The following is a 22,009-nucleotide window of genomic DNA, read 5'->3' as shown; positions in this document are numbered from 1 at the left end:
GTATTATGCGCCTCGTACTGCTTTCAGTGCTTCAGCCACAGCTTTCTTGAAGCGGGCAATCACTTCTACACACTCTTCCTGATTAATGATCAGCGGGCAAAGTAAACGGATTACCGTACCGCCACGACCACCTTTTTCTAACAACAGTTTGTTGTCAAAACATGCAGCCTGAATTGCAGCAGCCAGTTGTGAATCTGCAGGATAAGCACCTAAACGGTCTTTTTCCTGACGCTCATCTACAATTTCAACACCAATCATTAAACCGCGGCCACGTACGTTACCGATACATGGGAATTCAACTGCCAGTTTTTTCAGTTCAGCTTGCAGGAAGTCGCCACGCTCTTGCGCATTTTGCGCCAGGTTTTGTTCTTTAATGGTGTTGATTGTCGCCAGACCAGTACCCATTGCCAGCTGGTTACCACGGAAAGTACCGGTATGGCCTGCTGGTTGCCAAGCATCAAACTTACGTTTAATCCCTAACACTGCCAGTGGCAAGCTACCACCAACCGCTTTCGACATAACCACTACGTCTGGCTCAATACCAGCATGTTCATAAGCAAACATTTTGCCTGAACGCGCAAAGCCTGCTTGAACTTCGTCAAGAATCAACACGATGTTGTGTTTTTCAGTCACTTCACGGATTTTTTTCAGCCATTTGGTAGGCGCAGTAACCACACCGCCTTCACCCTGAATTGCTTCAAGAATTACAGCAGCCGGTTTAGTAACACCGCTTTCCACATCTTCAATGAAGTTTTCGAAATAGTAAGTCAGTGCATCCACACCTGCTTCACCGCCAAGACCCAACGGGCAACGGTATTCGTGTGGATATGGCATAAATTGTACGCCCGGCATTAAACCGTTTACGGCATTCTTGGCAGACAGGTTACCTGTCATTGCCAGCGAACCGTGAGTCATACCGTGGTAGCCACCTGAGAAGCTGATTACAGAGCTACGGCCGGTAAATGTTTTTGCAAGCTTGATTGCTGCTTCTGTTGCATCTGCACCAGATGGACCACAGAACTGCAAGCAATACTCTTCTTTGCCACCTGGCAGGTAAGCAAGAAGCGCTTCAGTAAATGCATCTTTTAAAGGTGTAGTTAAATCTAAAGTATGTAAAGGAAGACCACTCGCGATGGTGTCTTGAATACTTTGAATCACCGCAGGATGATTATGGCCCAAAGCCAATGTACCTGCCCCAGCTAAACAATCTAGGTACGTCGTACCCTCAACATCGGTAACCCAGCAACCTTGTGCCTTCGCTATCGCTAACGGTAATTTACGAGGATAACTACGCACATTCGATTCCATCTGACTTTGGCGAGTCAAGTAGTATTCGTTTGTGGAATTGGTGGCAGGGTTTACAGAAGTAACGCTCATATCGAATTACCATCTCTGATATGGGTTGAAGAAATAAGTCGGGTGACTTGTGGTCCTTTGACTCGGTGCTTTATAAAAATCTAGTTAGATGATCTAGATAATATTCAATAACTAGGAGCGCGATGATACCTAATTTTTCAGGAAAATAAACCGCTTTTGGCATTTTATCGAGCTAATTTTATCGAAAAGTTCTATCGGTCTAACCATTAGATTGAATTATCATCTTACAATGTGACAGCAGAAAGAAAACCGCATTCTTGATATTTTTTTTAACCCTATGTAAGTTGCCTGCAGAATTAAACCCACTATTAAATATAACATATTGTTTTAAAATAAATAATCAAGCCATTCCGAGTCAGTAGATTTTATTATTTTTTTACAATCCCACCACAAACTCTGCAAAAATTAGCCATATTGTTTGGCTAATATGCTTTGATAGATAAATACCTATAAAAACAGGACAAAATCATGCGTTTTATTACTCTCTCCAGTTGCTTATTGGCTGCTGCAGTTTCAGGTAGTGCCTTGGCGCAGACCACCGAAAAACTGAACTACAATCTGATCAATGTTCAGGCAGAAGCCAGCCGTCAGGTATCCAATGACCAGATGAACGCAGTGCTGTATATCGAGCGCAGTCATAAACAGCCTTCTGAACTGGCCAATCAGATTACCCAAATTATGAATCAGGCGATGGCCACAGCGCGAAAATATTCGACGGTTAAAGTAGAAAGTGGTTCACAGTCGACTTATCCGGTTTATGACAATGACAGTCAGAAACTGAAAGAATGGCGCGGTCGTGCCGAAATTCATCTGGAAAGTACCGACTTTAAAGCCGCCAGCCAGCTCATTGGCGAGCTGCAGCAGAGCCTGCAAACTCAATCAGTACATTTCAGTGTGTCAGATAGCCAGCGTAAGAAAGTCGAAAATGAGCTACTAGTTGAAGCTTCGAAAAACTTCCAGCAACGCGCACAGTTATTGACCCAGGCCTGGAATAAATCAGGCTATCAACTGGTCAATCTGAACATCAATACCAATAACTATACCCCGCGCCCGATTGCAATGCGCGCCAATACCGCCAAGTTTGCAGTGGCTGAAGCAGCACCTGCACCGGATATGGCTGCCGGTGAATCGAAGATGACGGTGAATGCCAACGGGACGATTCAGTTTAAGTAAATTGCTCGTTACCTCTATTTCCAAAATAAAAAATCCCGCTCGGAAGCGGGATTTTTGTATTTCTTAAGTTGAATCTGTATGGCTTAGTAAATCGCCATATGATTGCGATGAATCATCTCCAGCGAACGCGCTTCACCCAATACCTGATGCACTTTGTCCGAGGCCAGACCTTTAATAATGTCTGCTGAACGCGAGCTAAAGTTCACCCGCCCGACAGCCACCCGATGGCCTTGACGATCGACACATTCCACCACATCACCACGCTCGAAATGCCCTTCCACGGCGCGTACACCCACCGGTAACAGGCTACGATGATTTTCCTTGATGGCTTTTACCGCACCTTCATCCAATACCAGACGGCCTGCGGTTTGCAGATGCGCCGCTAGCCATTGCTGATGTGCGGTGATACGATCATTGTCGGTAATAAACAGCGTACCGAGCATTTCGCCATCCATCAGGCGGGCCAGTACATTATCACTTTCACCGCTGGCAATTAAGGTTGGACAACCCGATTTGGCCGCTAAACGCGCTGCACGGACTTTGGTCAACATACCGCCACGGCCAAACTTGCCGCCGCCACCGGCCATATCGAACAGGCTTTCATCTAAAGCACGTACGGTATGGAACAGTTTGGCATCCGGATTAGAGCGCGGATCAGAATCAAACATGCCTTGCTGATCGGTCAGGATAATCAACAGGTCTGCATGTACCTGTCCGGCCACCATAGCCGCCAGGGTATCGTTATCACCAAAACGGATTTCATCAGTGGAAACCGTGTCATTTTCATTAATGACTGGAATCACGCGCCAGTCAATCAGGTGCTGCAAGGCATCACATGAATTGAGATAACGGCGACGATCTGCCAGGTCATCATGGGTTAATAACACTTGCGCAGTTTTAATGTCGTGTTTTTCTAGCACGCTGGACCAGGTTTGTACTAGGCCCATTTGACCAATGGCCGCACAAGCCTGAAGACTGGGTAGATCAGTGGGTCGATTCTCTAGTTTCATTCGAACCATGCCTTCAGCCACAGCACCGGAGGACACCAGAATAATCTCGTGTCCTGCATTATGCAGATCTGCAATCTGATTCGCCCAATGCGAAATTGCATCCAGATCTAAGCCTTTCCCGTTTGCTGTGAGTAAAGATGATCCGATTTTAACAACGATTCGTTTACAACCCTGGAGCTGACGTTGCCCATCTACCACTTCTATCATCTTGTCCTCAGTTACTCTTCATCAAGAGCTTAACGTACGTAATATACTTCCATTTCGCCATCATCTTCATCGTCATCATCGAAGTCATCGCCCTGACCCGCCAGACGTTGCTGACGACGCATTTCACGATAAGCTTCTTTAGCGGCGATGGTTTGCTCGCGTGTTTCAGCTTCAAGCTGGTCACGGAAGGCTTTCATTTCTGCTGCATAGTCTGGATCTTCAACTTCGCGTTCGCGTTGCTGTTCAATCTGATCCATCAGGTAGTACACCACTTCTTTGGTACCTTCAGACATTAGGCCCGAGGTCTGGAATACTGGACCATCCCATTGCAGTTCTTCCAGAATATGTTTACACCATTCTTCGCGTGAATCTTCCGGTAATTGGTCGAGCTTGTTCAGCACCAAGACTACTGGCAATTTGGCCAGCGTTGGCGAGAATTTTTCCAGCTCGTTCAAAATGGCACGGGCATTGTGTGCCGGATCTGAACCATCAATTGGCTGTACATCGACAATGTGAAGCAGAATACGGGTACGCGCCAGGTGTTTCAGGAAGCGAATCCCTAAACCAGCCCCTTCTGCCGCACCTTCAATCAGACCTGGAATATCGGCCATCACAAAAGAACGATGACGATCGGCATCGACCACACCCAGGTTTGGCACCATGGTGGTAAACGGATAGTCTGCAACTTTTGGTTTTGCTGCCGATACTGCACGAATAAAGGTTGATTTACCGGCGTTTGGCATACCCAGTAAGCCAACATCTGCCAGCACTTTCAGCTCTAAACGGATTTCGCGGAATTCACCTTTCACACCTGTGGTAAATTTACGCGGGGTACGGTTAGTCGATGATTTGAAGTGAGTATTCCCCAAACCACCATCACCGCCCTGGGCAACCAGTACTTTCTGACCGTCTTCGACCAAGTCAGCAATAATGTCACCAGAATCTGTATCTACAATCGTGGTGCCTACCGGTACTTTCAGCACCACAGATTCACCACCACGGCCAGCACAGTTTGCGCCTGCACCATTTTTACCGCGCTCAGCACGGAATTTACGGGTATAACGATAATCTACGAGTGTACTGGTGTCGTCATCGGCCTGAATATAAATGCTACCGCCACGACCACCATCACCACCATCTGGACCACCAAATGGTACGAATTTTTCACGGCGAAAACTGGCTACGCCATTGCCACCGTCGCCAGCCTCTACGGTAATGACTGCTTCATCAACAAAGCGCATCTTGCCAATCCTCTAAAAACTTTAAAACCGCCTATTCTGCCATATTTTAAAGGATTTCTCGAATAATTTATGCAGCAAATCTATTGTGCTCACAATTCTTTTTACAATTTGTGTGTCGCCATCTAAAAAGCGCAATCTAGCTAAAACCGGACAGCGCTTATTTTTTTCCAAGCATGATATTCAGCAATCAAATGATTGTTTTTTCTTATTTCTATTTTCAGTCCACAACACCTATAGTGTGCTACTCGCTGACTTGAGAAATTGTTATGTCCTCCCCAACCGCCACGCCAGTGCTGTCCCCTCAATTTGTATTACTGATGGCGCTGGCCTGTGGCCTCTGTGCCGGTTCTGCCTATTTTAACCAGCCACTCATTTATTCAATTGAAAAAAGTCTGGGCATTAGCACCAGTCAAGCCGGCTTTGCTGTAGTAGTCGCGCAAATTGGTTATGGTTTAGGACTTATGCTATTGGTGCCACTGGGTGATTTACTCAATAAACGCAAGCTAATTGTTAGTCTGATGGTCTTCGCGGCAATTTCACAAATCCTGCTGTCTTTGAGCAGCAGCCTGTCTGGACTGTATTTCTTTACCTTATGTGCCACTTTTGGTGCGATTTCTGCGCAGGTGTTAATTCCGTTTGCCTCGACCATTAGTCCGCCGGAATCGAGTGCTGCCATTGTCGGTAAACTGATGAGTGGTCTGGTGATGGGGATTATTCTGTCGCGCACCTTTGCCGGTTTTGTATCGACCTACTGGTCTTGGGAAGGTGTGTATTTATCCAGCGGAATACTAACCTTAGGCTTTGCCCTGCTGATGTGGCACAAACTGCCGAATACCCAGCCACAACCCGGTTTAACGGTGACGGGGATTTATCGTTCCTTATTTAAACTGGCGCGGCATCATCCGCATTTAATTCGCCGTGCCTGTGCCGGCGCCTTAGGCTTTGGCATTTTGTCGATGGTCTTTACCTCAATGACCTTTGTCTTGGGCAGCGCGCCTTATCATTTTAGCGATTTTGAAATTGGCCTGTTTGGCTTACTTGGCGTGATCGGGATTTATTCGGCCAGCTGGTCGGGGAAAACCGTAGGACAAGGCAAGGAAAATCTGGTTGCAACGCTATGTATTTCCCTGATGCTGTTGTCCTGTATTCCGCTGTTTTTTGCCCAGCAGAATATTGTGGTCTACGCGATTGGGGTACTGATGAGCTATTTTGGCCTGACCGCATTTCACGTATTAAACCAGAACCTGGTCTATCGGATTGATATTAAAGCGCGTTCAAGAATTAATGCGGTATATATGACCATTTACTTTTCAGGGGCAGCCATTGGTTCACTCGGTGCGGTGTATGCCTGGGAACATTTTGAATGGATTGGCTGTGTGGCACTTGGACTAGTATTTGCGCTTGGTATTTTAGTGATTGACCGTTTTGATTTTAAAAAGATGAAACAGGCTTAAAATATTTTGATTCATCACTGCTCATGACTCATTCATAAGATAAATCCTGCAAGTTCCTTCTTCCTTTGGGAGAAGGCTAGGATGAGGGGCTGTTATGCTGAATGAGAAGTTTAAACTAGCTTATAAAAATATTTCTTTTTATTATTGTTGATCAATTGCATAGCGCATTAACTTCTGACCTAACGCGATAAAAGTATGACCCATTTCTTTTCCAAGCCTAGATACTCGATAATCAATAAACTCGATATTTTTCGACGTTAACCTCCGCGAATAGCTTGAATATAATCCTATTCTTTTATGATTAAATTATTTAATCCTATCCTTTAAGCTTTGATCTCCAGTCGTGTCTTCCAGAAATTGAAAATGAGCCCAACATGTTTGTGCTTAAGTTATGGAATTCGGCTATGAAATAAAAGTCAAAATAATGGCATAGACCACTAAAAGTGACGCGGCCAGATGTTCAGAGGGTTTCATTATTGCTTCCCCACAAGCAACTTAATCTATTTTGAAACGCGCGCTTTATTCTCTAAAATCTCAGGCAAACTACGCTCTACCCATCCAATCAAGTAATTTAACTTTTCAGACGCTTGCGAACCCAAAATCGTCAGCTGATATTCTACTTTTGGTGGCACAACGGGATAAACCGTTCTTAATATAAAACCATCTTGTTCCAGCATTTTTAAAGTCTGCGCTAACATTTTCTCGCTCACCCCTTCAATACGCTGCTTTAACTCGCTAAAACGATGTACACCATCACTTAAACAGCGCAGAATCAATACCGACCATTTATTGGTTAAGTGTTCCAAAATTTCACGCGATGGACAATCTGTGGATAAAACCTGACCAAGTAATTTACTGGTTTCATAAGCTGACATAAAAATCTTTCCTGTGAGTAATAGACTTACTTTTTGGTATGTACTTACATTTAGTAAGTTATCAGATTAGTATTTAACCATCAAGATTATTTTTCAAACAATGTTGGAGTGAGATATGAATATTGCGATTACAGGTGCAACCGGTCAGTTGGGTCAATTGGTGATCCACCATCTTTTCAATTTAAGTTCAGAACATCACCTTATTGCGTTGGTCCGTAATATTGAAAAAGCCCAGGCACAATTACCGAAAGGCATCGAAATCCGCCATTTCGACTACGACAAGCCTGAAAGTTTAAGTACCGCATTATTGGGCGTAGATAAGTTACTTTTAATTTCAGCCAATGAAATTGGTCGTCGTACTGCACAACACCAAGCTGTAATTGAAGCCGCCCAGGCGAGTCAAGTTCCTTATATTGCCTATACCAGTTTGTTAAATGCAGATCACTCCAGTTTAAGCTTGGCACAGGAACATCGTGAAACTGAAAAATTGATTCAAGAAAGTGGATTGAGCTATACCCTGCTTCGCAACAACTGGTATATCGAGAACTATTTGGGTGGCTTAACCCAAGAGATCCAACATGGCACAATATATGGTGCAAGTGGGGATGGTCAAATTAGTGCCGCGTCTCGTGACGAATATGCTGAAGCAATTGCACGTGTATTACTCACGGATACCCATCTGAATAAAACCTATGAGTTGGCATCAAGCCAAAGCTTTACTAAGGCTGATCTTGCTCAAGCCATCTCCGAGGTGAGTCAACAACTAGTGCAGTACAATAACTTAAGCCCTGAAGCCTTTGAGCAACTGTTGCTACAGGTGGGCTTAGACAAGGGTTTTGCCAGTTTCTTGGCAGATGTCGATGCTCAAACCCAAAATGGCGTCATGTATAGCCAAAGTCAGGATTTGCAAACGTTACTGGGACGTCCAACCGCAAGTATTACAAGCATTTTGCAGAAACTGACCTAAAGTCAGCTTCAGTTTATGGATGGATCTGGCTCAGTTTCAGATCCATTTTCATATCCAGATTGGCATGTGTGCGTCGCTCAACATTACGCATCGTGGCATTAAATCCAGAAACTTTCTGCAAGGTCATTGGATCATTCAGATTTAATTGCGGCGCAAATTGATGCAGCAAGCGAACCTTTAACAGCTCATGAAATTCCAGACCGACCGGGCCATTAAATAAAATCTTCACTGGCAGCCGATAGGTGCGCTGCAAATGAAACGGCACACTCATTTTAATTGGAATATCCAGCTGTAACGGCAGTTTGGGCAATAACGGATTCTGATAGATTAAATCGGTGCTGGTCTGTAGCGGCGTCAGCTGATCAATTTGAATATGGGTTTTATAGTCCACTTTTACATCAATCGGTGTGGTGACTACAAATTGCAGATTGGCCGGATATTTGCCTTCTAACGGCAATTGCACCTGCTGATCCAGCTGAATTTCAGTATCTAAATGGCCTTGGGTATGCGCCTGTAAATAATTGCCGACCTCAATATGAGTAAGTAAATCTTCCGGTAACAACAGCCGTGCTTTTTGGGCATTCACATACATCGAGGCCTGAATATTTAAGTACAGCCAGAATAGAAGTGCGACCAGCGCAGCCACAATCAAGCCCAACACAAGCTGATGGCGAAGTGAAGAAAACATCTTGCACGCTCCTCTACTCGACCATTTGTACAGTAGTCTGTGGCTGCGCCGTTTCGGCCGTCGCCAGACGGATACTGTTTAAAGGAATATTCAGCTCACCCTGCTCAATCTTAATTGGTAAGGTATTTTTTACATCCACCGAGGCCTTCAGCGCGGTTTGAATTGGCACATTTAAATGACCTTGTACCGGAATCTGGGTATTCAGTGTGGTTTTTAATGGAATATTCAGGTTTTCTTTTAATGCGGTTTTTACCGGCGCATTAAATTTTAAATGGACTTTTTGCGCCAGCGGCACATCCATATAAATGGGGACATCCAGCACAATGGGAATGGTGCCTTTGAGCGGCAAACTGATGTCTTTACCCATCAACCTGACTTTGACCTGGGTATCGACTGCCAAAGGCTGGTTAATTTTTAAAGTTTCCCGCACCGGAATGGTGGTACGGATTGGGACATGCGTATCAAAATACACCCGTGGATTTAAGGTCTGGGTCAACGGAATATCCAGATTTTCCTGAATGGGAATAACCGCATTGACCCGGCCACTGACATCGACATCCAGTGCATCATGAATTTTAACTTCGGCTTGGAGTGCTTCCTGCAAATCAATATTGACCTGCTGGTTTTCGAGCGGAATATAAATCTGAAAATGCCGAAAAATCCATAAGGCAATTGCTACACCTACCATGGCTGCCAGCACCATCAAGATTATGCCGCGGAGCATCAATCTGTTTGGCAACGGTTTATCCTATCTGTCATTTTTGTTTTTCTCGACAGAAATTGTGCCCAAAAACCGTGATACGGTTTGCAATTTTTTGTATAGCGTCTTTGCTTATTATTTTAATGAAAGATAAAAAAGAGCCTCAAATGAGGCTCTTTCTGGTCTGCATTACAAATTAAGCATTTGTTTCAGCAGGAACTTTTGGATAGCTTACGCCGCCCATCTGTTCAGCGATACGCAATACCTGGCAGCTATAGCCCACTTCGTTGTCGTACCATACATAAGCCGTTAAACGGTTACCTGAAGTGATGGTTGCTTGCGCGTCAAATACACCTGCAGTACGTGAACCGATGAAGTCAGAAGATACCACTTCAGTCGAGTTGGTATAACCGATCTGACCTTGCAGGTTCGAGCTGATTGAGATTTGACGGATGTATTCGTTCACTTCGTCACGCTCAACTTCTTTCTCAAGCGTCAGGTTCAGAATTGCCAGTGATACGTTTGGTGTTGGAACACGTACAGAGTTACCGGTTAACTTGCCTTTCAGCGCTGGAAGTGCTTTCGCAACTGCTTTCGCTGCACCAGTTTCAGTAATTACCATGTTCAATGTAGCAGCACGGCCACGACGGTCAGCTTTGTGGTAGTTGTCGATCAGGTTCTGGTCGTTAGTGAACGAGTGAACTGTTTCAACGTGACCGTTAAGCACCTTGTATTTGTCGTCTAACACTTTCAAGGTTGGCGTGATTGCGTTTGTAGTACAGCTTGCTGCAGAGATGATGGCATCTTCATCCAGAATGTCGCCCTGGTTTACACCATAAACAACGTTCTTCATGTCACCTTTACCAGGTGCAGTCAGAATGACACGTGCTGCGCCTGGGCATTGCAGGTGCTGAGCCAGACCGTCAGCATCACGCCATTTACCGGTGTTGTCGATTACCAGTGCATTGTTAATACCGTATGCAGTGTAATCTACTTCAGACGGGTTAGATGCATAGATCACTTTAATGAACTGACCGTTCGCAATAATTGCTTCGTTTTCTTCATCAACAGAAATGGTGCCAGAGAATGGACCATGGATCGAGTCACGACGTAATAAAGACGCACGTTTTTCCAAATCACCATCTGCAGATTTACGCACTACGATGGCTTTTAAGTTCAAGCCACGGCCAAGACCAGACTGACCAATCATTAAACGTGCCAGGATACGACCGATACGACCGAAACCGTAAAGTACAACATCACGGCCTTCTACAGAAGTTGGACGACCTTCAACCGCTTTGACTGCAGCTGCTACAAATGCAGCTGCATCGCCGCCTTGCTCTTTAAAGGCAACCGCAAGTTTACCCAGGTCGATTTCAGCAGTACCAATGTTTTCAACTTTTGCTAATGCTTCAAGAATCGGGAAAGTGTGTACAACTGAAAGCTCAACGTCCATCATACGCGTGAAACGGTGTGCTTTTAAAATCTGAATCACTGAACGGTTAACTAAAGAACGTCCAAATACTGAAACAACAATATTTTTCTCACGGTACAGCTTACCGATCAAAGCGATCATTTGTTCCGCGATTTCTTCACGGTTTTTCCAGCGACCTTGGTGCTCTGCGTGTAGGGCGATGATAGTCTCTTTGCTCACAGATACGTCCTCTAATTAATTGTATATCTAGGCATAAAATTCAAAACCCGACAATTGTAATGGAATTGGCGGCAAGATTGAATCAAAAGCTGTCTAAGACCGCTCTATTTTGCTATATATTCAGTATAAATTTGCAAAATAGTTGTAATTATTTTTATGATTTCGCTCCTAAATCTTTAAAAACCGCTATTTTTCATATAAAAAAGAGCAAGTTATCTGTTTGTTGCTTTATCAGACAAATTTTACCGACTGATAACAATATTTTTTTGCTATTCCAGCCGGTCCTGATAGTTCTGGACATTTTTTTGTAAGGCCCGTTCCTGCCGTTTCTGTTTCAGTACATGCAGTACACCTTCAATCACCAGCAGCAATACCGCCAGCCAGATTGGAATATAGGTCAGCCATTCATCGGCTTCAACACGCTCGCCCAGCATCATCGAGGCGAAAGCCAGCAACACCGGTTCCAGATAGCTAAGCAAACCAAAAATCACAAAAGGCAAATAACGGCTGGCCAGAATATAACTGCCCAAACCTAAGGCACTTAAAAAGCCCAGTCCCAGCACAGCCCAGATCAGATGCGAGTAATTCAACAGCAATGCCATGCTGTCGCTATAAACAAAGCCCAGATAAAACGCGACTGGTAAAATCAGGAACAGATCCCACCAGAAACCGCCTAAATTGTCGGTTTTAAACTGACGGCGTAAAAAGAAATACAAAGGATAAGCCAGCGCCACATACACAGTTTCCCAGGCCACACTGCCAATGCGCCAGATTTCATGTCCGACGCCCAGTACGGCTAGCGCCACCGCCAGCATTTGCCAGCTGGACAGTTTTTCCTTATACAGCACACAGCCAACCAGCACCATCACCAGTGGCAACAGGAAATAACCGAGCGAAACTTCCAGACCACGGCCGTTAATTGGCCCCCATAAAAACAGCCACAGTTGCGTGGTACATAAGAACGAACTGATCAGCAGCCACAGCAATAAAAGCGGCTGTTGTAGCACCCGCCTGAAAATCTCGGCCACATGCTTTAAATCACCACTCCACCACATAAACAGGGTGATAAAAGGCAAGGTGGACAGCATGCGCCAGGCAAAAGTTTCTTCACTGTCTAAAGGTTGCAGAAACTGGGTATAGAAATACAGCACACCAAAAGTGATGGATGCCAATACAGACAAAGCAACGCCTTTATACATCTTTCACTCCTGATCTTTGCCGAGCGCTGATTATACTCAGTTCATCTCCGGAAAACTCTGTTCGTGCATGAATTATTGACCGAAAAATAAAAAACCATGCCGGAGCATGGTGTATTTTTAGTAGGAGATTGCTTTAACGGGCTGTCTGTTTGGTGTGAATAATATCATCCAGGTTATAGCCTAAAGATTTGGCATATTCGAGATATTCATTGATCACTTCTGGATTGGCCTGCGGGGTACGCGACAACACCCACATATATTTACGATGCGGCTCACCCACCAGCACGGTCTGATAATCTTCATCCAGTTTTAGCACCCAGTAATCACCGCGACCAATTGGCATCCAGCGGATAAATTCTGGCAGGAAGCTGACTTTCAGTTTGGTATTAAATGGCGCATTTTGTACAAAGGCTTCACCAATGGAGACGGTTTGTTCGCCATTTTTGGTAATGCAGCGATTATCGACCTTGATGTTGCCATTTTCATTTAAGGTATAGGTCGCCGTGACATCCCGATCACATTTATTCTGGAAGGACATCGGTTTACGTGCCACTTCATACCAGACCCCTAGGTAGCGGTCTAATTCCACTTTTTCAACGGTCGGCAACGGTTCTTTCTGGGCATAAGCCATGGTGGCCAGCCCCAAACCGACCAGCACTGCCCCGCCTACGGCAATTTTCGCCAATTTATAACTCGCTTTAGGGAGATTATTCGTTTTCATCAGGTCACCTTATAGCTTCAATATTGTTCTGGAGTTCTCAGCATACTTGGCTAAATTAACGGTAAATTCAGGTATTTACTGTTGTGTTATGTAAGGAGTTTTTTAACAGTTCCCACACTTTTCTTTACTGCAGCATTTGTGCCTTCAAACGAATAATTTCATCACGCAGACGTGCGGCCTGTTCAAACTGCAATTCTTTTGAGGCTTTGAGCATCTCTTTTTCCAGCTTGGCCATATGCTTGGCAAACAGTTTCGGGTCCGACACGATATGCCGTTCATCCGCGGTTAAGGCCAAGGTTTGTGCTGCCATCTGCTCATCAATTACATCTTCTTCCAGCACCTCGCCGGTATCAATTTCTTTAATGACCTGACGCACAGCACTGCGCGGAGTAATACCATGTAGCTGGTTAAATTCAATTTGCTTGGCACGGCGACGTTCAGTTTCATCAATGGCTTTTTGCATGGAATCGGTTATCCGGTCGGCATATAAAATTGCTTTGCCGGCAATATTCCGCGCAGCACGACCAATAGTCTGAATCAGCGAACGTTCGGAACGCAGGAAGCCTTCCTTGTCGGCATCCAGAATCGCCACCAGCGAGACTTCTGGCATATCCAGACCTTCACGCAGCAGGTTAATCCCCACCAGCACATCATAAATTCCGGTACGCAGCTCATGAATAATCTTGACCCGCTCGACCGTATCAATATCGGAATGCAGATAGGCCACTTTAATGCCGTATTCTTTTAAATAGGAACTTAAATCTTCGGCCATGCGCTTGGTTAAGGTCGTGACCAGAACCCGTTCGTTTTTATCTTTACGCAGGTTAATTTCCGACAGGACATCATCGACCTGGGTCAGCACTGGGCGGATTTCAATTTCCGGGTCAATCAGACCGGTTGGACGCACCACCTGCTCGACAATCTGTTCAGCTTTTTCCAGTTCATACTGCGCCGGTGTGGCACTGACATAAATAGTGCTTGGAATAATCCGTTCCCATTCTTCAAATTTCATTGGCCGGTTATCCAGCGCACTTGGCAAACGGAAACCATAATTGACCAGGTTTTCCTTACGCGAACGGTCCCCTTTATACATGGCGCCAATTTGCGGCACGGTAACATGCGACTCATCAATAATCAGCAAGGCATCATCCGGCACATAGTCAAACAGGGTCGGTGGCGCTTCACCGGCCGGACGACCGGATAAATGACGGGAATAGTTTTCAATGCCATTGGTATAGCCGAGCTGCTGCATCATTTCCAGATCATAACGGGTACGCTGCTCAATACGCTGTGCTTCCAGCAGCTTGTCATGTGCACGGAAAAAGCCTAAACGCTCTTTCAGTTCTTCACGAATAGTTTCAATGGCGCGCTGCAAATGGTCTTTGGGCGTCACATAATGGCTTTTCGGGTAGATGGTGACGCGTGGCACTTTGCGGATCATTTTGCCAGTCAGCGGATCAAACCAGCGGATCGAATCGACTTCATCATCAAACAGTTCAATCCGGATGGCATTCTGCTCTGATTCTGCCGGGAAAATATCAATAATTTCACCGCGAATCCGGTAGGTCCCGCGCAAAAATTCCAGTTCATTGCGGCTATATTGCATTTCTACCAGCCGGCGGATGATATCTTCACGTTGAATCCGGTCGCCCTGCACCACATGCAACAACATGCTCATATAGGCATTCGGATCACCCAGACCGTAAATAGCCGATACCGATGCCACAATAATCGAGTCACGACGTTCCAGTAATGCCCGCGTCGCCGACAGTCGCATCTGGTCAATGTGATCATTAATGGCAGCATCTTTTTCAATAAAGGTATCGGAAGATGGCACATAGGCTTCCGGCTGATAGTAGTCATAATAACTGACAAAATATTCAACCGAGTTATGCGGGAAAAAGGCTTTAAATTCGCCGTAGAGCTGGGCCGCCAGAGTCTTGTTATGCGCCATCACAATAGTTGGCCGCTGTAACTGGGCAATCACGTTGGCCATGGTATAGGTCTTGCCGGAACCGGTTACCCCCAGCAACAACTGATCATGCATGCCCTTTTGAATTCCCTGCACCAGCTTTTCAATGGCCTGCGGCTGATCTCCAGCAGGTTGATAATGGGTAACCAATTCAAAAGGTTGATGATCACTCACGGATAGCGTACTCATACAGATCGAAAAAAATAGTCTAACAGATTCAGCCTATTATCTGGCTTCAGATTGTAATTTTTGTACACTTTCTTGTCACCGGCAGCATCGGCAAGGTTCTGTTTTTAGTCCGCAGTGCAACTGAAATAAAGACCTTCACCCGCTGCTGTTTGGCACACTCTCACCAGACATACCCAGATCAAAGCAAAATCTTCATGTGAAACAGAAAAACACCCTCGTCTTGCACTGCTGTCCCATAGTTTGCTTTAAATAAAAAAACCTGAGTCCTAACAGTTAAAATATGAGTGCAAACAAACACTTTAACGACCAGGATTCAGGTTTTGTCACATCAGAATACCGTATTTCATGAGCTAATTAAACCTGTTGTGCGACAGGATTTTGAACAACTTGCTAAAGTACACCATGTTGGACAGAAATTTAGAGCGGCTTCCCGGTGGGATCAGTTTATTGCCATATTGATGTCTCAATTCTCTTGTAGGCAAAGTCTGAGAGATATTCAATCCAATTTGGAGTGCCAACAGGAAAAGCTAAGTCATCTCGGAGCAAAGTCTATTCCCCGAAGCACGCTGGCACGAATCAATGAGCAGCAGCCTGCTGCCTTGTATCAACAGCTATTTTACAAGTTGCTTAAATACTATGAACACTCAAAAGTAGCTCATAAATTTCGCTTTAAGAATCCCTTGTATTCCTTGGATGCCAGTCATATTGACCTGTCGCTTTCCTTATGTGAATGGGCCAAAGTTCACGACTCAAAAGCCAGCATGAAACTCAGTATAGGATTGAATCACAGCAATGATATTCCTGAGTTTGTTGCAGTTGAAAATGGCAAAGAAAATGACATGGTACAAGGCCGCAAATTCCAGTTTCCTGCTGGCAGCATTGTAGTTTTTGATAAAGGCTATGTCGATTACCAATGGTATGCAAATCTGACTGCTCAAAACATTGGATTTGTCACACGTTTTAGGCCTAAATCTGTGTATCAGGTGATCCAGCAACATCCAGTGCTTGAATCCAAAGGTATTCTAAAAGATGAAACCATTCAGCTGAATAGCGCACATGCCCTAAAAAGAAAAGCCCCAGTGTTAAGAAGAATTGAATATAGAGATCAGCAAAGTGGCAAGCACTTTAGCTTTCTCAGCAATAACTTTCATTTAGCCGCCTCCACCATTGCGGCGATTTATAAAGATCGTTGGAAAGTTGAGCTGTTCTTTAAGGCGATTAAGCAGAATCTCAAATTAAAAGCGTTTCTAGGCCGCAGCAGGAACGCAATTCAGACACAAATCTGGATTGCGATGATCGCCTATTTATTGGTGAGTTTCGCTCGACATTTAGGAAAAACAGGTTGGACAGTTCAACGTTTACTCAGAATAATTCAAGTGAATTTGTTTGAAAGAAGAACTTTAAAAGCTTTATTTTCACCCGATAAAATACCCATAAAACAAGAGGAAGCTCAAATGAGCTTCCTCTTGTGAAAAATTGTGGGACAGCAATGCCTCGTCTTGTGCTTTTTCACTTGATTCTGCCCCGCTTCACGGGCAACATGAACACAAGGGATCACATAGATTTAATGACAATGACTTACCGATATCATGATGAAAGTATTATTAAAAGCTTGCCTGAAGATACGATTTTTGTCTTTGGCAGTAATCTGGCGGGTGATCATGCCGGCGGTGCAGCGCGCACTGCCCTGCAACACTTTGGCGCCGTGCGCGGCGTAGGGCGTGGCTGGGCCGGACAAAGCTTTGCCATTCCAACCATGAACGAGCATTTGCAGCAAATGCCGCTGTCGCAAATTCAGCACTATATAGATGACTTTAAAACCTATACCAAAAATCATCCGAAAATGAAGTATTTTCTGACTTCAATTGGCTGTGGTATTGCCGGTTATAAAGTCGAGGAAATCGCCCCGATGTTTAAAGGCATTTCCCACAATGTGATTTTCCCGGCCTCCTTCCGGCCTTTTGTAGAGAAATCTTTACCGAAACTGAACCAGCATTTTCTGCATACCATTTTTCGTGATCCGGTGATTTTTGCCAGCAATCCGGATGAGCTGATTGAAGTGCTGGCTTTGAATGACAATGAAAAAAGTCTGGCTAAAATTTTGCTGAATACCCAGATGTACCCGACCGATAGCAATGGCCGTGACCGGATTTTTGAAATTGAAGATATTTTATATGGTCTGAAAGGCAAGGTCTTCGAATGGCAAAGCAATTCTGAAGGTTCCATGCTGTTTGGTGGGGTGATTCTGGCCTTACTGGAACTGTATAGTATTAATGAACAGGATTTTGCCGAAGTCTGGCATGGTCAACGTGAAATTACCCCACCGCGTCCGGCGCATCGGGCCAAAAAATAATCCCTCTTTTTAATACCAGAGCAGCCGGCCACTGAGCCGGCTGCTTTTTAATTCAGTGATGCAAATCACATTTATAAAAATAAACACAATTCTTATCACATAATAAAAAACTTGATTATAATTCTATTTTTCATTCACTAGAATAATCGAGCTTCAGACTATGACAATACTGGACACGCCTGTTTTTACCCTTGCGCCGATTGCCCTGTGGCTGGAAGACTTTAGTGAAATTAAAAAACAGTTTGAGCTGTGGCGCGCACAAGGCATTCAGGATTTACGTGGCTATTTACTGGAAGATCCAAGCCGTGTCATTGAATGTGCCCGTAAAATTAAAATTCTGAGCGTAAACCAGAAAACCCTGGAACTGTATGAAGCCCAAGATCTGCAGCATTTAATTAGCAACCTGGAGCAGATTTTTAAAGGTGATATGGCCAGTACCCATATTGATGAGCTGATCAGCTTGTGGGAAGGTCAAACCGAATTTTCCAGTCAGGCGGTCAATTACAGCCTGAACGGTAAACGGCTGGATATCCAGTTACGCGGCACCGTAGTCCCTTCACATGAGATGACCTGTCTTTGGTGCTGGTCAGTACCGAAAACATTACCCCTTATACCGCAGCGCGCCGGCAGGCAGATCAGCAGCGTTTACTGGCTGAATCGCGCTTTGTCTATTCTCCCACCTCCTTGTGGGTGGAAGATTTTAGCCGGATTAAAAGCCGGCTCGATCAGCTGCGCCATTTGGGCATAGATGATTTCAATACCTTTTTAGATGTGCATCCGGATTTTATCCAGCAATGTATCCGCGATGTACTGATTATTGATGTCAATCAGGCCACGCTGGATTTATTTGGCGCCCCGGACAAAAACACCCTGCTGTAAAATATTCATAAAATTTTTGCCGGTGAAATGCAGCATACGTTCAGGGAACAGCTGATCGAGCTCTGGAACGGCAATATTCACCATCAGCGTGAAGCCATCAATTATGCGCTGGATGGCAGCATCCGCCATGTATTGCTGCAATTTACCGTATTTCCCGGCTATGAAGAGGACTGGAGCACGGTTCAGGTGGCCTTGACCGATATTACCGCGCGTAAAAAAGCCGAAAATTATCTGGAATATCTGGGCAAGCATGATGTGCTGACCAAGCTTTTGAATCGCTCGCATTATACTGAAGAAGTGAATCGCTTAGAGCGCAGCAGTCTACGGCCTGTATCCAGTATCTATATTGATATGAATGGCTTAAAAGTTGTGAATGATGCCTTTGGCCATGATAGCGGTGATGATCTGCTCAGACGCACCGGTGAACTGCTGAATCAGCTTGTCCAGAATACCCAGTACAGTGCCTGCCGCATTGGTGGTGATGAATTTGTGATTTTGCTGCCGGGTGCCGATGAGATTGCCCTGCACAACTGTTTGGCAGGCTTGCAGGAACTGCTGTTAATTGACAGTCAGTTTCATGGTAATCAGATGCTGAATCTGTCGATTGGGTCTGCGACCACACTACCACAGGAAAGTATTGAAGAGATGCTAAAACGCGCCGATCAGGCCATGTACACCCAAAAACGCGCCTATTATGTCCAGTTTGACCGGCGTGAAACCCAGGATTAAACCCATCAAGTGCCCATAAAAAATGCCACAGAACGTGGCATTTTTCTTAGCGTTTACCCATAGATTTACGGGTCCCACGTGGTGGTGGAAACAGCTTGTCGGCATAACCTTCATCTTTAGGACGAACCTGATTATGCAAGGCATCCATCTGGGCTTTTTCTTCCGCAGATGGCATTGGGAATGGGAGTTTTACCACAGGTTTTTTTGAAGTAGGCTGCTGCTTACTCATGACGATAACTCAAATCAAATTAGCGCTATTTTAAGGTTTTTTGCAGTCAGAAGCGAGCCTCCGGCTTTTTATTCTCAAAAATGCCTTATTTTGAGGCGCAGAAGCACAAATTTCGTGATTTTTTATTAATTTGTTGAGATTTTAAACGACGAAGTGACTATTTTTGAGCTAAGATAGTGTGCTTTTTATTTTTTAATCCCTATAAGAAGGAATACTGCCGTGGACGTACGTCTCTCTGATCGTGTAAATGCCATCAAACCGTCCCCAACGCTTGCTGTGACAAACAAAGCTGCTGAATTGAAAGCTGCTGGTCATAACGTAATTGGCTTGGGTGCAGGCGAACCGGATTTCGATACACCACAACACATCAAAGATGCAGCAATTGCAGCGATTAACAACGGTTTTACCAAATATACCGCTGTTGACGGTACGCCAGGCCTGAAAAAAGCCATTATTGCGAAACTAAAACGTGACAATAACCTTGACTACCAAGCCAACCAGATTCTGGTGTCTTGCGGTGGTAAACAATCATTCTTTAACTTGGCACTTGCACTGTTAAACAAAGGTGATGAAGTGATCATCCCTGCACCATTCTGGGTAAGCTATCCAGATATGGTCATCATCGCTGAAGGCGTGCCAGTGATTGTGAAATGTGGTGAAGAACAACGCTTCAAAATCACTCCTGCTCAGTTAGAAGCAGCCATCACAGACAAAACCCGTTTAGTGGTACTGAACAGCCCGTCTAACCCGACAGGTATGATCTACACCAAAGCTGAACTGGAAGCTCTGGCTGAAGTACTGCGTAAATACCCAGAAGTGTATATCGCATCTGACGACATGTACGAACCAATCCGCTGGGATGACGAGTTCTACAACATCGCTACTGTTGCACCAGACCTGTATGACCGCACTATCGTGTTAAACGGTGTGTCTAAAGCCTATGCCATGACTGGCTGGCGTATCGGCTATGCAGCGGGCCCTGCTAAATTGATCGGCGCGATGAAAAAAATCCAGTCTCAGTCAACCTCTAACCCAACGTCTATTTCACAAGTAGCTGCGGAAGCTGCATTGAACGGTCCTCAAGACGTTCTACAACCAATGATTGAAGCGTTCAAACGCCGTCATGACCTGGTGGTAAACGGTCTGAACGACATCAAAGGTATTTCTTGCTTACCTGCAGATGGTGCGTTCTATGCCTACGCCAACATCAAACCACTGATTCGTGCTAAAGGCTTAAAATCTTGCACAGAATTCTCTGCATGGTTACTGGAAGAAACGGGCGTTGCCGTGGTTCCAGGTGATGCATTCGGTTTAGGCGGTTTCATGCGTATCTCTTATGCAACGGCTGATGAAGTGCTGGTAGATGCGTTAGCGCGTATCAAGAAAGCGGCGGATTCAATCGAAGGCGTTGATGAAGCGATTGCGTCGATCGAAGCTGAAAAAGCTGCTCAATAATCTCTTCTGAGCAATAAAAAAACCGCGACCTGTTCGCGGTTTTTTTTATGGCCTGATTTAACTCTAAACGCTCAATTCAGCGGACCATAGATAACGGTTAGATGGCCTTTTTCAGCGCCTGAATGAGCTGACTGCGTGAGATGTCAGGACGGTCTGTACCCTTATAAATACAGTAATATTTAAAGGCACTATCCAGACTCACCCGCAGTTCTTTTTGTTCAGCAGCCGACCAGACCCGGCAGCGGTTACTGCCCGACAATGCACTGCCTGCAAGCTGATACAAGTATAAATCCTGGCTGCGCTGTAAGGGTGTGCGGGTCGCATGATCCGGATGCTCTGAAAGCTGGAAACATGGCTCATTGATCAGCCATTTTTCACTAAACCACAGCTGCAGCAAATCGCCCAGATACAGATCGACATGCCCGACTGGCCATATGTTGATATAGGCCGAAGCAACAGGCGTATAATAATCTGCTGGATTGCTGATAAGAGAAAGGTAGTTGTCTTTGTAAAAATTGAGATTTGCAAAAATTTCAGGGATGCTGAGCGTATTCATTCGCTGTCTCCGATTTAGCCATTTTTGTGCTGGCAAGTTGGTTTAAATCCACACTGTTTAACCATTTGGTCAAACGACTTTCTGGATTTAATCTAACAACAGATTTTTTGCTTTGCAAGATTTTTTCGTGTTTTATTTTATTTTGCACAAATAAAAAGCATATAAACTTTAAATGTAAAAAAGATGACAGTTTTCGCTTGACCCCTGCCAAAATCCCTCTATAATCGCATTCAGATTCTCCCATAGCTCAGTCGGTAGAGCGACGGACTGTTAATCCGCAGGTCCCTGGTTCGAGCCCAGGTGGGAGAGCCAAATTCAAGAAAGCCCAAGCATTTAAAACTTGGGCTTTTTTATTGCCAAAATTTATAGCTTTCAATCTTT

19 protein-coding genes, 1 tRNA gene and 1 pseudogene are annotated in these 22,009 nt (G+C 44.9%); 8 read left to right on the top strand and 13 right to left on the bottom strand.

Features of this window, described 5'->3' with window-relative positions; genetic code table 11:
* Positions 1 to 3: 3 nt before the first annotated feature.
* Positions 4 to 1,377, bottom strand: coding sequence for a diaminobutyrate--2-oxoglutarate transaminase (locus F905_RS02575; protein ID WP_005176742.1), 1,374 nt, complete (start codon positions 1,375 to 1,377; stop codon positions 4 to 6).
* 468 nt (positions 1,378 to 1,845) lie between these two features.
* On the opposite strand from F905_RS02575, the gene F905_RS02570 reads away from it, so the two are divergent.
* Positions 1,846 to 2,550, top strand: coding sequence for an SIMPL domain-containing protein (locus tag F905_RS02570; RefSeq protein WP_005176737.1), 705 nt, complete (start codon positions 1,846 to 1,848; stop codon positions 2,548 to 2,550).
* An 83-nt stretch (positions 2,551 to 2,633) separates the two neighbouring features.
* Here the strand turns inward: F905_RS02570 and proB are convergent, their stop codons facing one another.
* Together proB and cgtA are read right to left on the bottom strand one after the other, a co-directional pair.
* Positions 2,634 to 3,767 carry a glutamate 5-kinase gene (proB, locus tag F905_RS02565; protein ID WP_005176735.1) on the bottom strand — a complete coding sequence of 378 codons (1,134 nt, stop codon included), beginning with the start codon at positions 3,765 to 3,767 and terminating at the stop codon, positions 2,634 to 2,636.
* Between the two features lie 29 nt (positions 3,768 to 3,796).
* A complete protein-coding gene (cgtA, locus tag F905_RS02560) occupies positions 3,797 to 5,008 on the bottom strand; it encodes an Obg family GTPase CgtA (RefSeq protein ID WP_005176732.1) in 1,212 nt (403 codons plus the stop codon).
* A 266-nt stretch (positions 5,009 to 5,274) separates the two neighbouring features.
* Here cgtA and F905_RS02555 point away from each other — a divergent pair, with 266 nt between their 5' ends.
* On the top strand, positions 5,275 to 6,462 hold the full coding sequence (locus F905_RS02555) for an MFS transporter (protein WP_005176729.1): 1,188 nt from the start codon (positions 5,275 to 5,277) through the stop codon (positions 6,460 to 6,462).
* Between the two features lie 500 nt (positions 6,463 to 6,962).
* Here F905_RS02555 and F905_RS02550 read toward each other — a convergent pair whose 3' ends face one another.
* Entirely contained in the window at positions 6,963 to 7,337 is a 375-nt protein-coding gene (locus F905_RS02550; RefSeq protein WP_005176717.1) for a winged helix-turn-helix transcriptional regulator, read from the bottom strand.
* Positions 7,338 to 7,452: 115 nt separating this feature from the next.
* On the opposite strand from F905_RS02550, the gene F905_RS02545 reads away from it, so the two are divergent.
* Positions 7,453 to 8,304: an SDR family oxidoreductase gene (locus F905_RS02545; RefSeq protein WP_005176715.1), complete on the top strand. Its 852-nt coding sequence runs from the start codon at positions 7,453 to 7,455 to the stop codon at positions 8,302 to 8,304.
* A 13-nt stretch (positions 8,305 to 8,317) separates the two neighbouring features.
* Here F905_RS02545 and F905_RS02540 read toward each other — a convergent pair whose 3' ends face one another.
* The 6 genes from F905_RS02540 to uvrB form a co-directional block, all read right to left on the bottom strand.
* Positions 8,318 to 8,992, bottom strand: coding sequence for a hypothetical protein (locus F905_RS02540; RefSeq protein ID WP_005176714.1), 675 nt, complete (start codon positions 8,990 to 8,992; stop codon positions 8,318 to 8,320).
* A 13-nt stretch (positions 8,993 to 9,005) separates the two neighbouring features.
* Positions 9,006 to 9,716: a hypothetical protein gene (locus F905_RS02535; protein WP_034597444.1), complete on the bottom strand. Its 711-nt coding sequence runs from the start codon at positions 9,714 to 9,716 to the stop codon at positions 9,006 to 9,008.
* A 172-nt stretch (positions 9,717 to 9,888) separates the two neighbouring features.
* Entirely contained in the window at positions 9,889 to 11,346 is a 1,458-nt protein-coding gene (locus tag F905_RS02530) for a glyceraldehyde-3-phosphate dehydrogenase (RefSeq protein ID WP_005176709.1), read from the bottom strand.
* Between the two features lie 269 nt (positions 11,347 to 11,615).
* Complete coding sequence (gene rarD, locus F905_RS02525) at positions 11,616 to 12,545, bottom strand: EamA family transporter RarD (protein ID WP_005176706.1); 930 nt, start codon at positions 12,543 to 12,545, stop codon at positions 11,616 to 11,618.
* Between the two features lie 133 nt (positions 12,546 to 12,678).
* Positions 12,679 to 13,266: a lipocalin family protein gene (locus tag F905_RS02520; RefSeq protein ID WP_005176705.1), complete on the bottom strand. Its 588-nt coding sequence runs from the start codon at positions 13,264 to 13,266 to the stop codon at positions 12,679 to 12,681.
* 124 nt (positions 13,267 to 13,390) lie between these two features.
* Positions 13,391 to 15,412: an excinuclease ABC subunit UvrB gene (uvrB, locus tag F905_RS02515; protein WP_034597442.1), complete on the bottom strand. Its 2,022-nt coding sequence runs from the start codon at positions 15,410 to 15,412 to the stop codon at positions 13,391 to 13,393.
* A gap of 335 nt (positions 15,413 to 15,747) precedes the next feature.
* Between uvrB and F905_RS02510 the strand changes: the two genes are divergently transcribed.
* The 3 genes and pseudogenes from F905_RS02510 (at position 15,748) to F905_RS02500 (ending at position 19,388) form a co-directional block, all read left to right on the top strand.
* On the top strand, positions 15,748 to 16,899 hold the full coding sequence (locus F905_RS02510; RefSeq protein WP_005176703.1) for an IS4-like element ISAbe18 family transposase: 1,152 nt from the start codon (positions 15,748 to 15,750) through the stop codon (positions 16,897 to 16,899).
* A 101-nt stretch (positions 16,900 to 17,000) separates the two neighbouring features.
* Positions 17,001 to 17,780, top strand: coding sequence for an A1S_2505 family phage non-structural protein (locus F905_RS02505; RefSeq protein ID WP_016660041.1), 780 nt, complete (start codon positions 17,001 to 17,003; stop codon positions 17,778 to 17,780).
* 160 nt (positions 17,781 to 17,940) lie between these two features.
* Positions 17,941 to 19,388 (top strand): annotated as a pseudogene (locus tag F905_RS02500) (diguanylate cyclase domain-containing protein).
* A 46-nt stretch (positions 19,389 to 19,434) separates the two neighbouring features.
* Here F905_RS02500 and F905_RS02495 read toward each other — a convergent pair.
* A complete protein-coding gene (locus tag F905_RS02495; RefSeq protein WP_005176699.1) occupies positions 19,435 to 19,617 on the bottom strand; it encodes a hypothetical protein in 183 nt (60 codons plus the stop codon).
* A gap of 219 nt (positions 19,618 to 19,836) precedes the next feature.
* On the opposite strand from F905_RS02495, the gene F905_RS02490 reads away from it, so the two are divergent.
* Positions 19,837 to 21,072: a pyridoxal phosphate-dependent aminotransferase gene (locus F905_RS02490; RefSeq protein WP_005176698.1), complete on the top strand. Its 1,236-nt coding sequence runs from the start codon at positions 19,837 to 19,839 to the stop codon at positions 21,070 to 21,072.
* Positions 21,073 to 21,169: 97 nt separating this feature from the next.
* Here F905_RS02490 and F905_RS02485 read toward each other — a convergent pair whose 3' ends face one another.
* Complete coding sequence (locus F905_RS02485) at positions 21,170 to 21,628, bottom strand: hypothetical protein (RefSeq protein WP_005176697.1); 459 nt, start codon at positions 21,626 to 21,628, stop codon at positions 21,170 to 21,172.
* Positions 21,606 to 21,872, bottom strand: a complete 267-nt coding sequence (locus tag F905_RS15350; RefSeq protein ID WP_155756613.1) for a hypothetical protein — start codon at positions 21,870 to 21,872, stop codon at positions 21,606 to 21,608. The genes F905_RS02485 and F905_RS15350 overlap by 23 nt, the downstream gene beginning before the upstream one ends.
* On the opposite strand from F905_RS15350, the gene F905_RS02475 reads away from it, so the two are divergent.
* Positions 21,865 to 21,940, top strand: a tRNA-Asn gene (locus F905_RS02475). The two genes, F905_RS15350 and F905_RS02475, sit on opposite strands and share 8 nt — an antisense overlap.
* Positions 21,941 to 22,009: the final 69 nt, after the last annotated feature.

The organism is Acinetobacter sp. CIP 53.82 (assembly GCF_000369465.1).
GTDB lineage: Bacteria > Pseudomonadota > Gammaproteobacteria > Pseudomonadales > Moraxellaceae > Acinetobacter > Acinetobacter indicus.
This window is presented reverse-complemented; position numbering and strand designations above follow the sequence as displayed.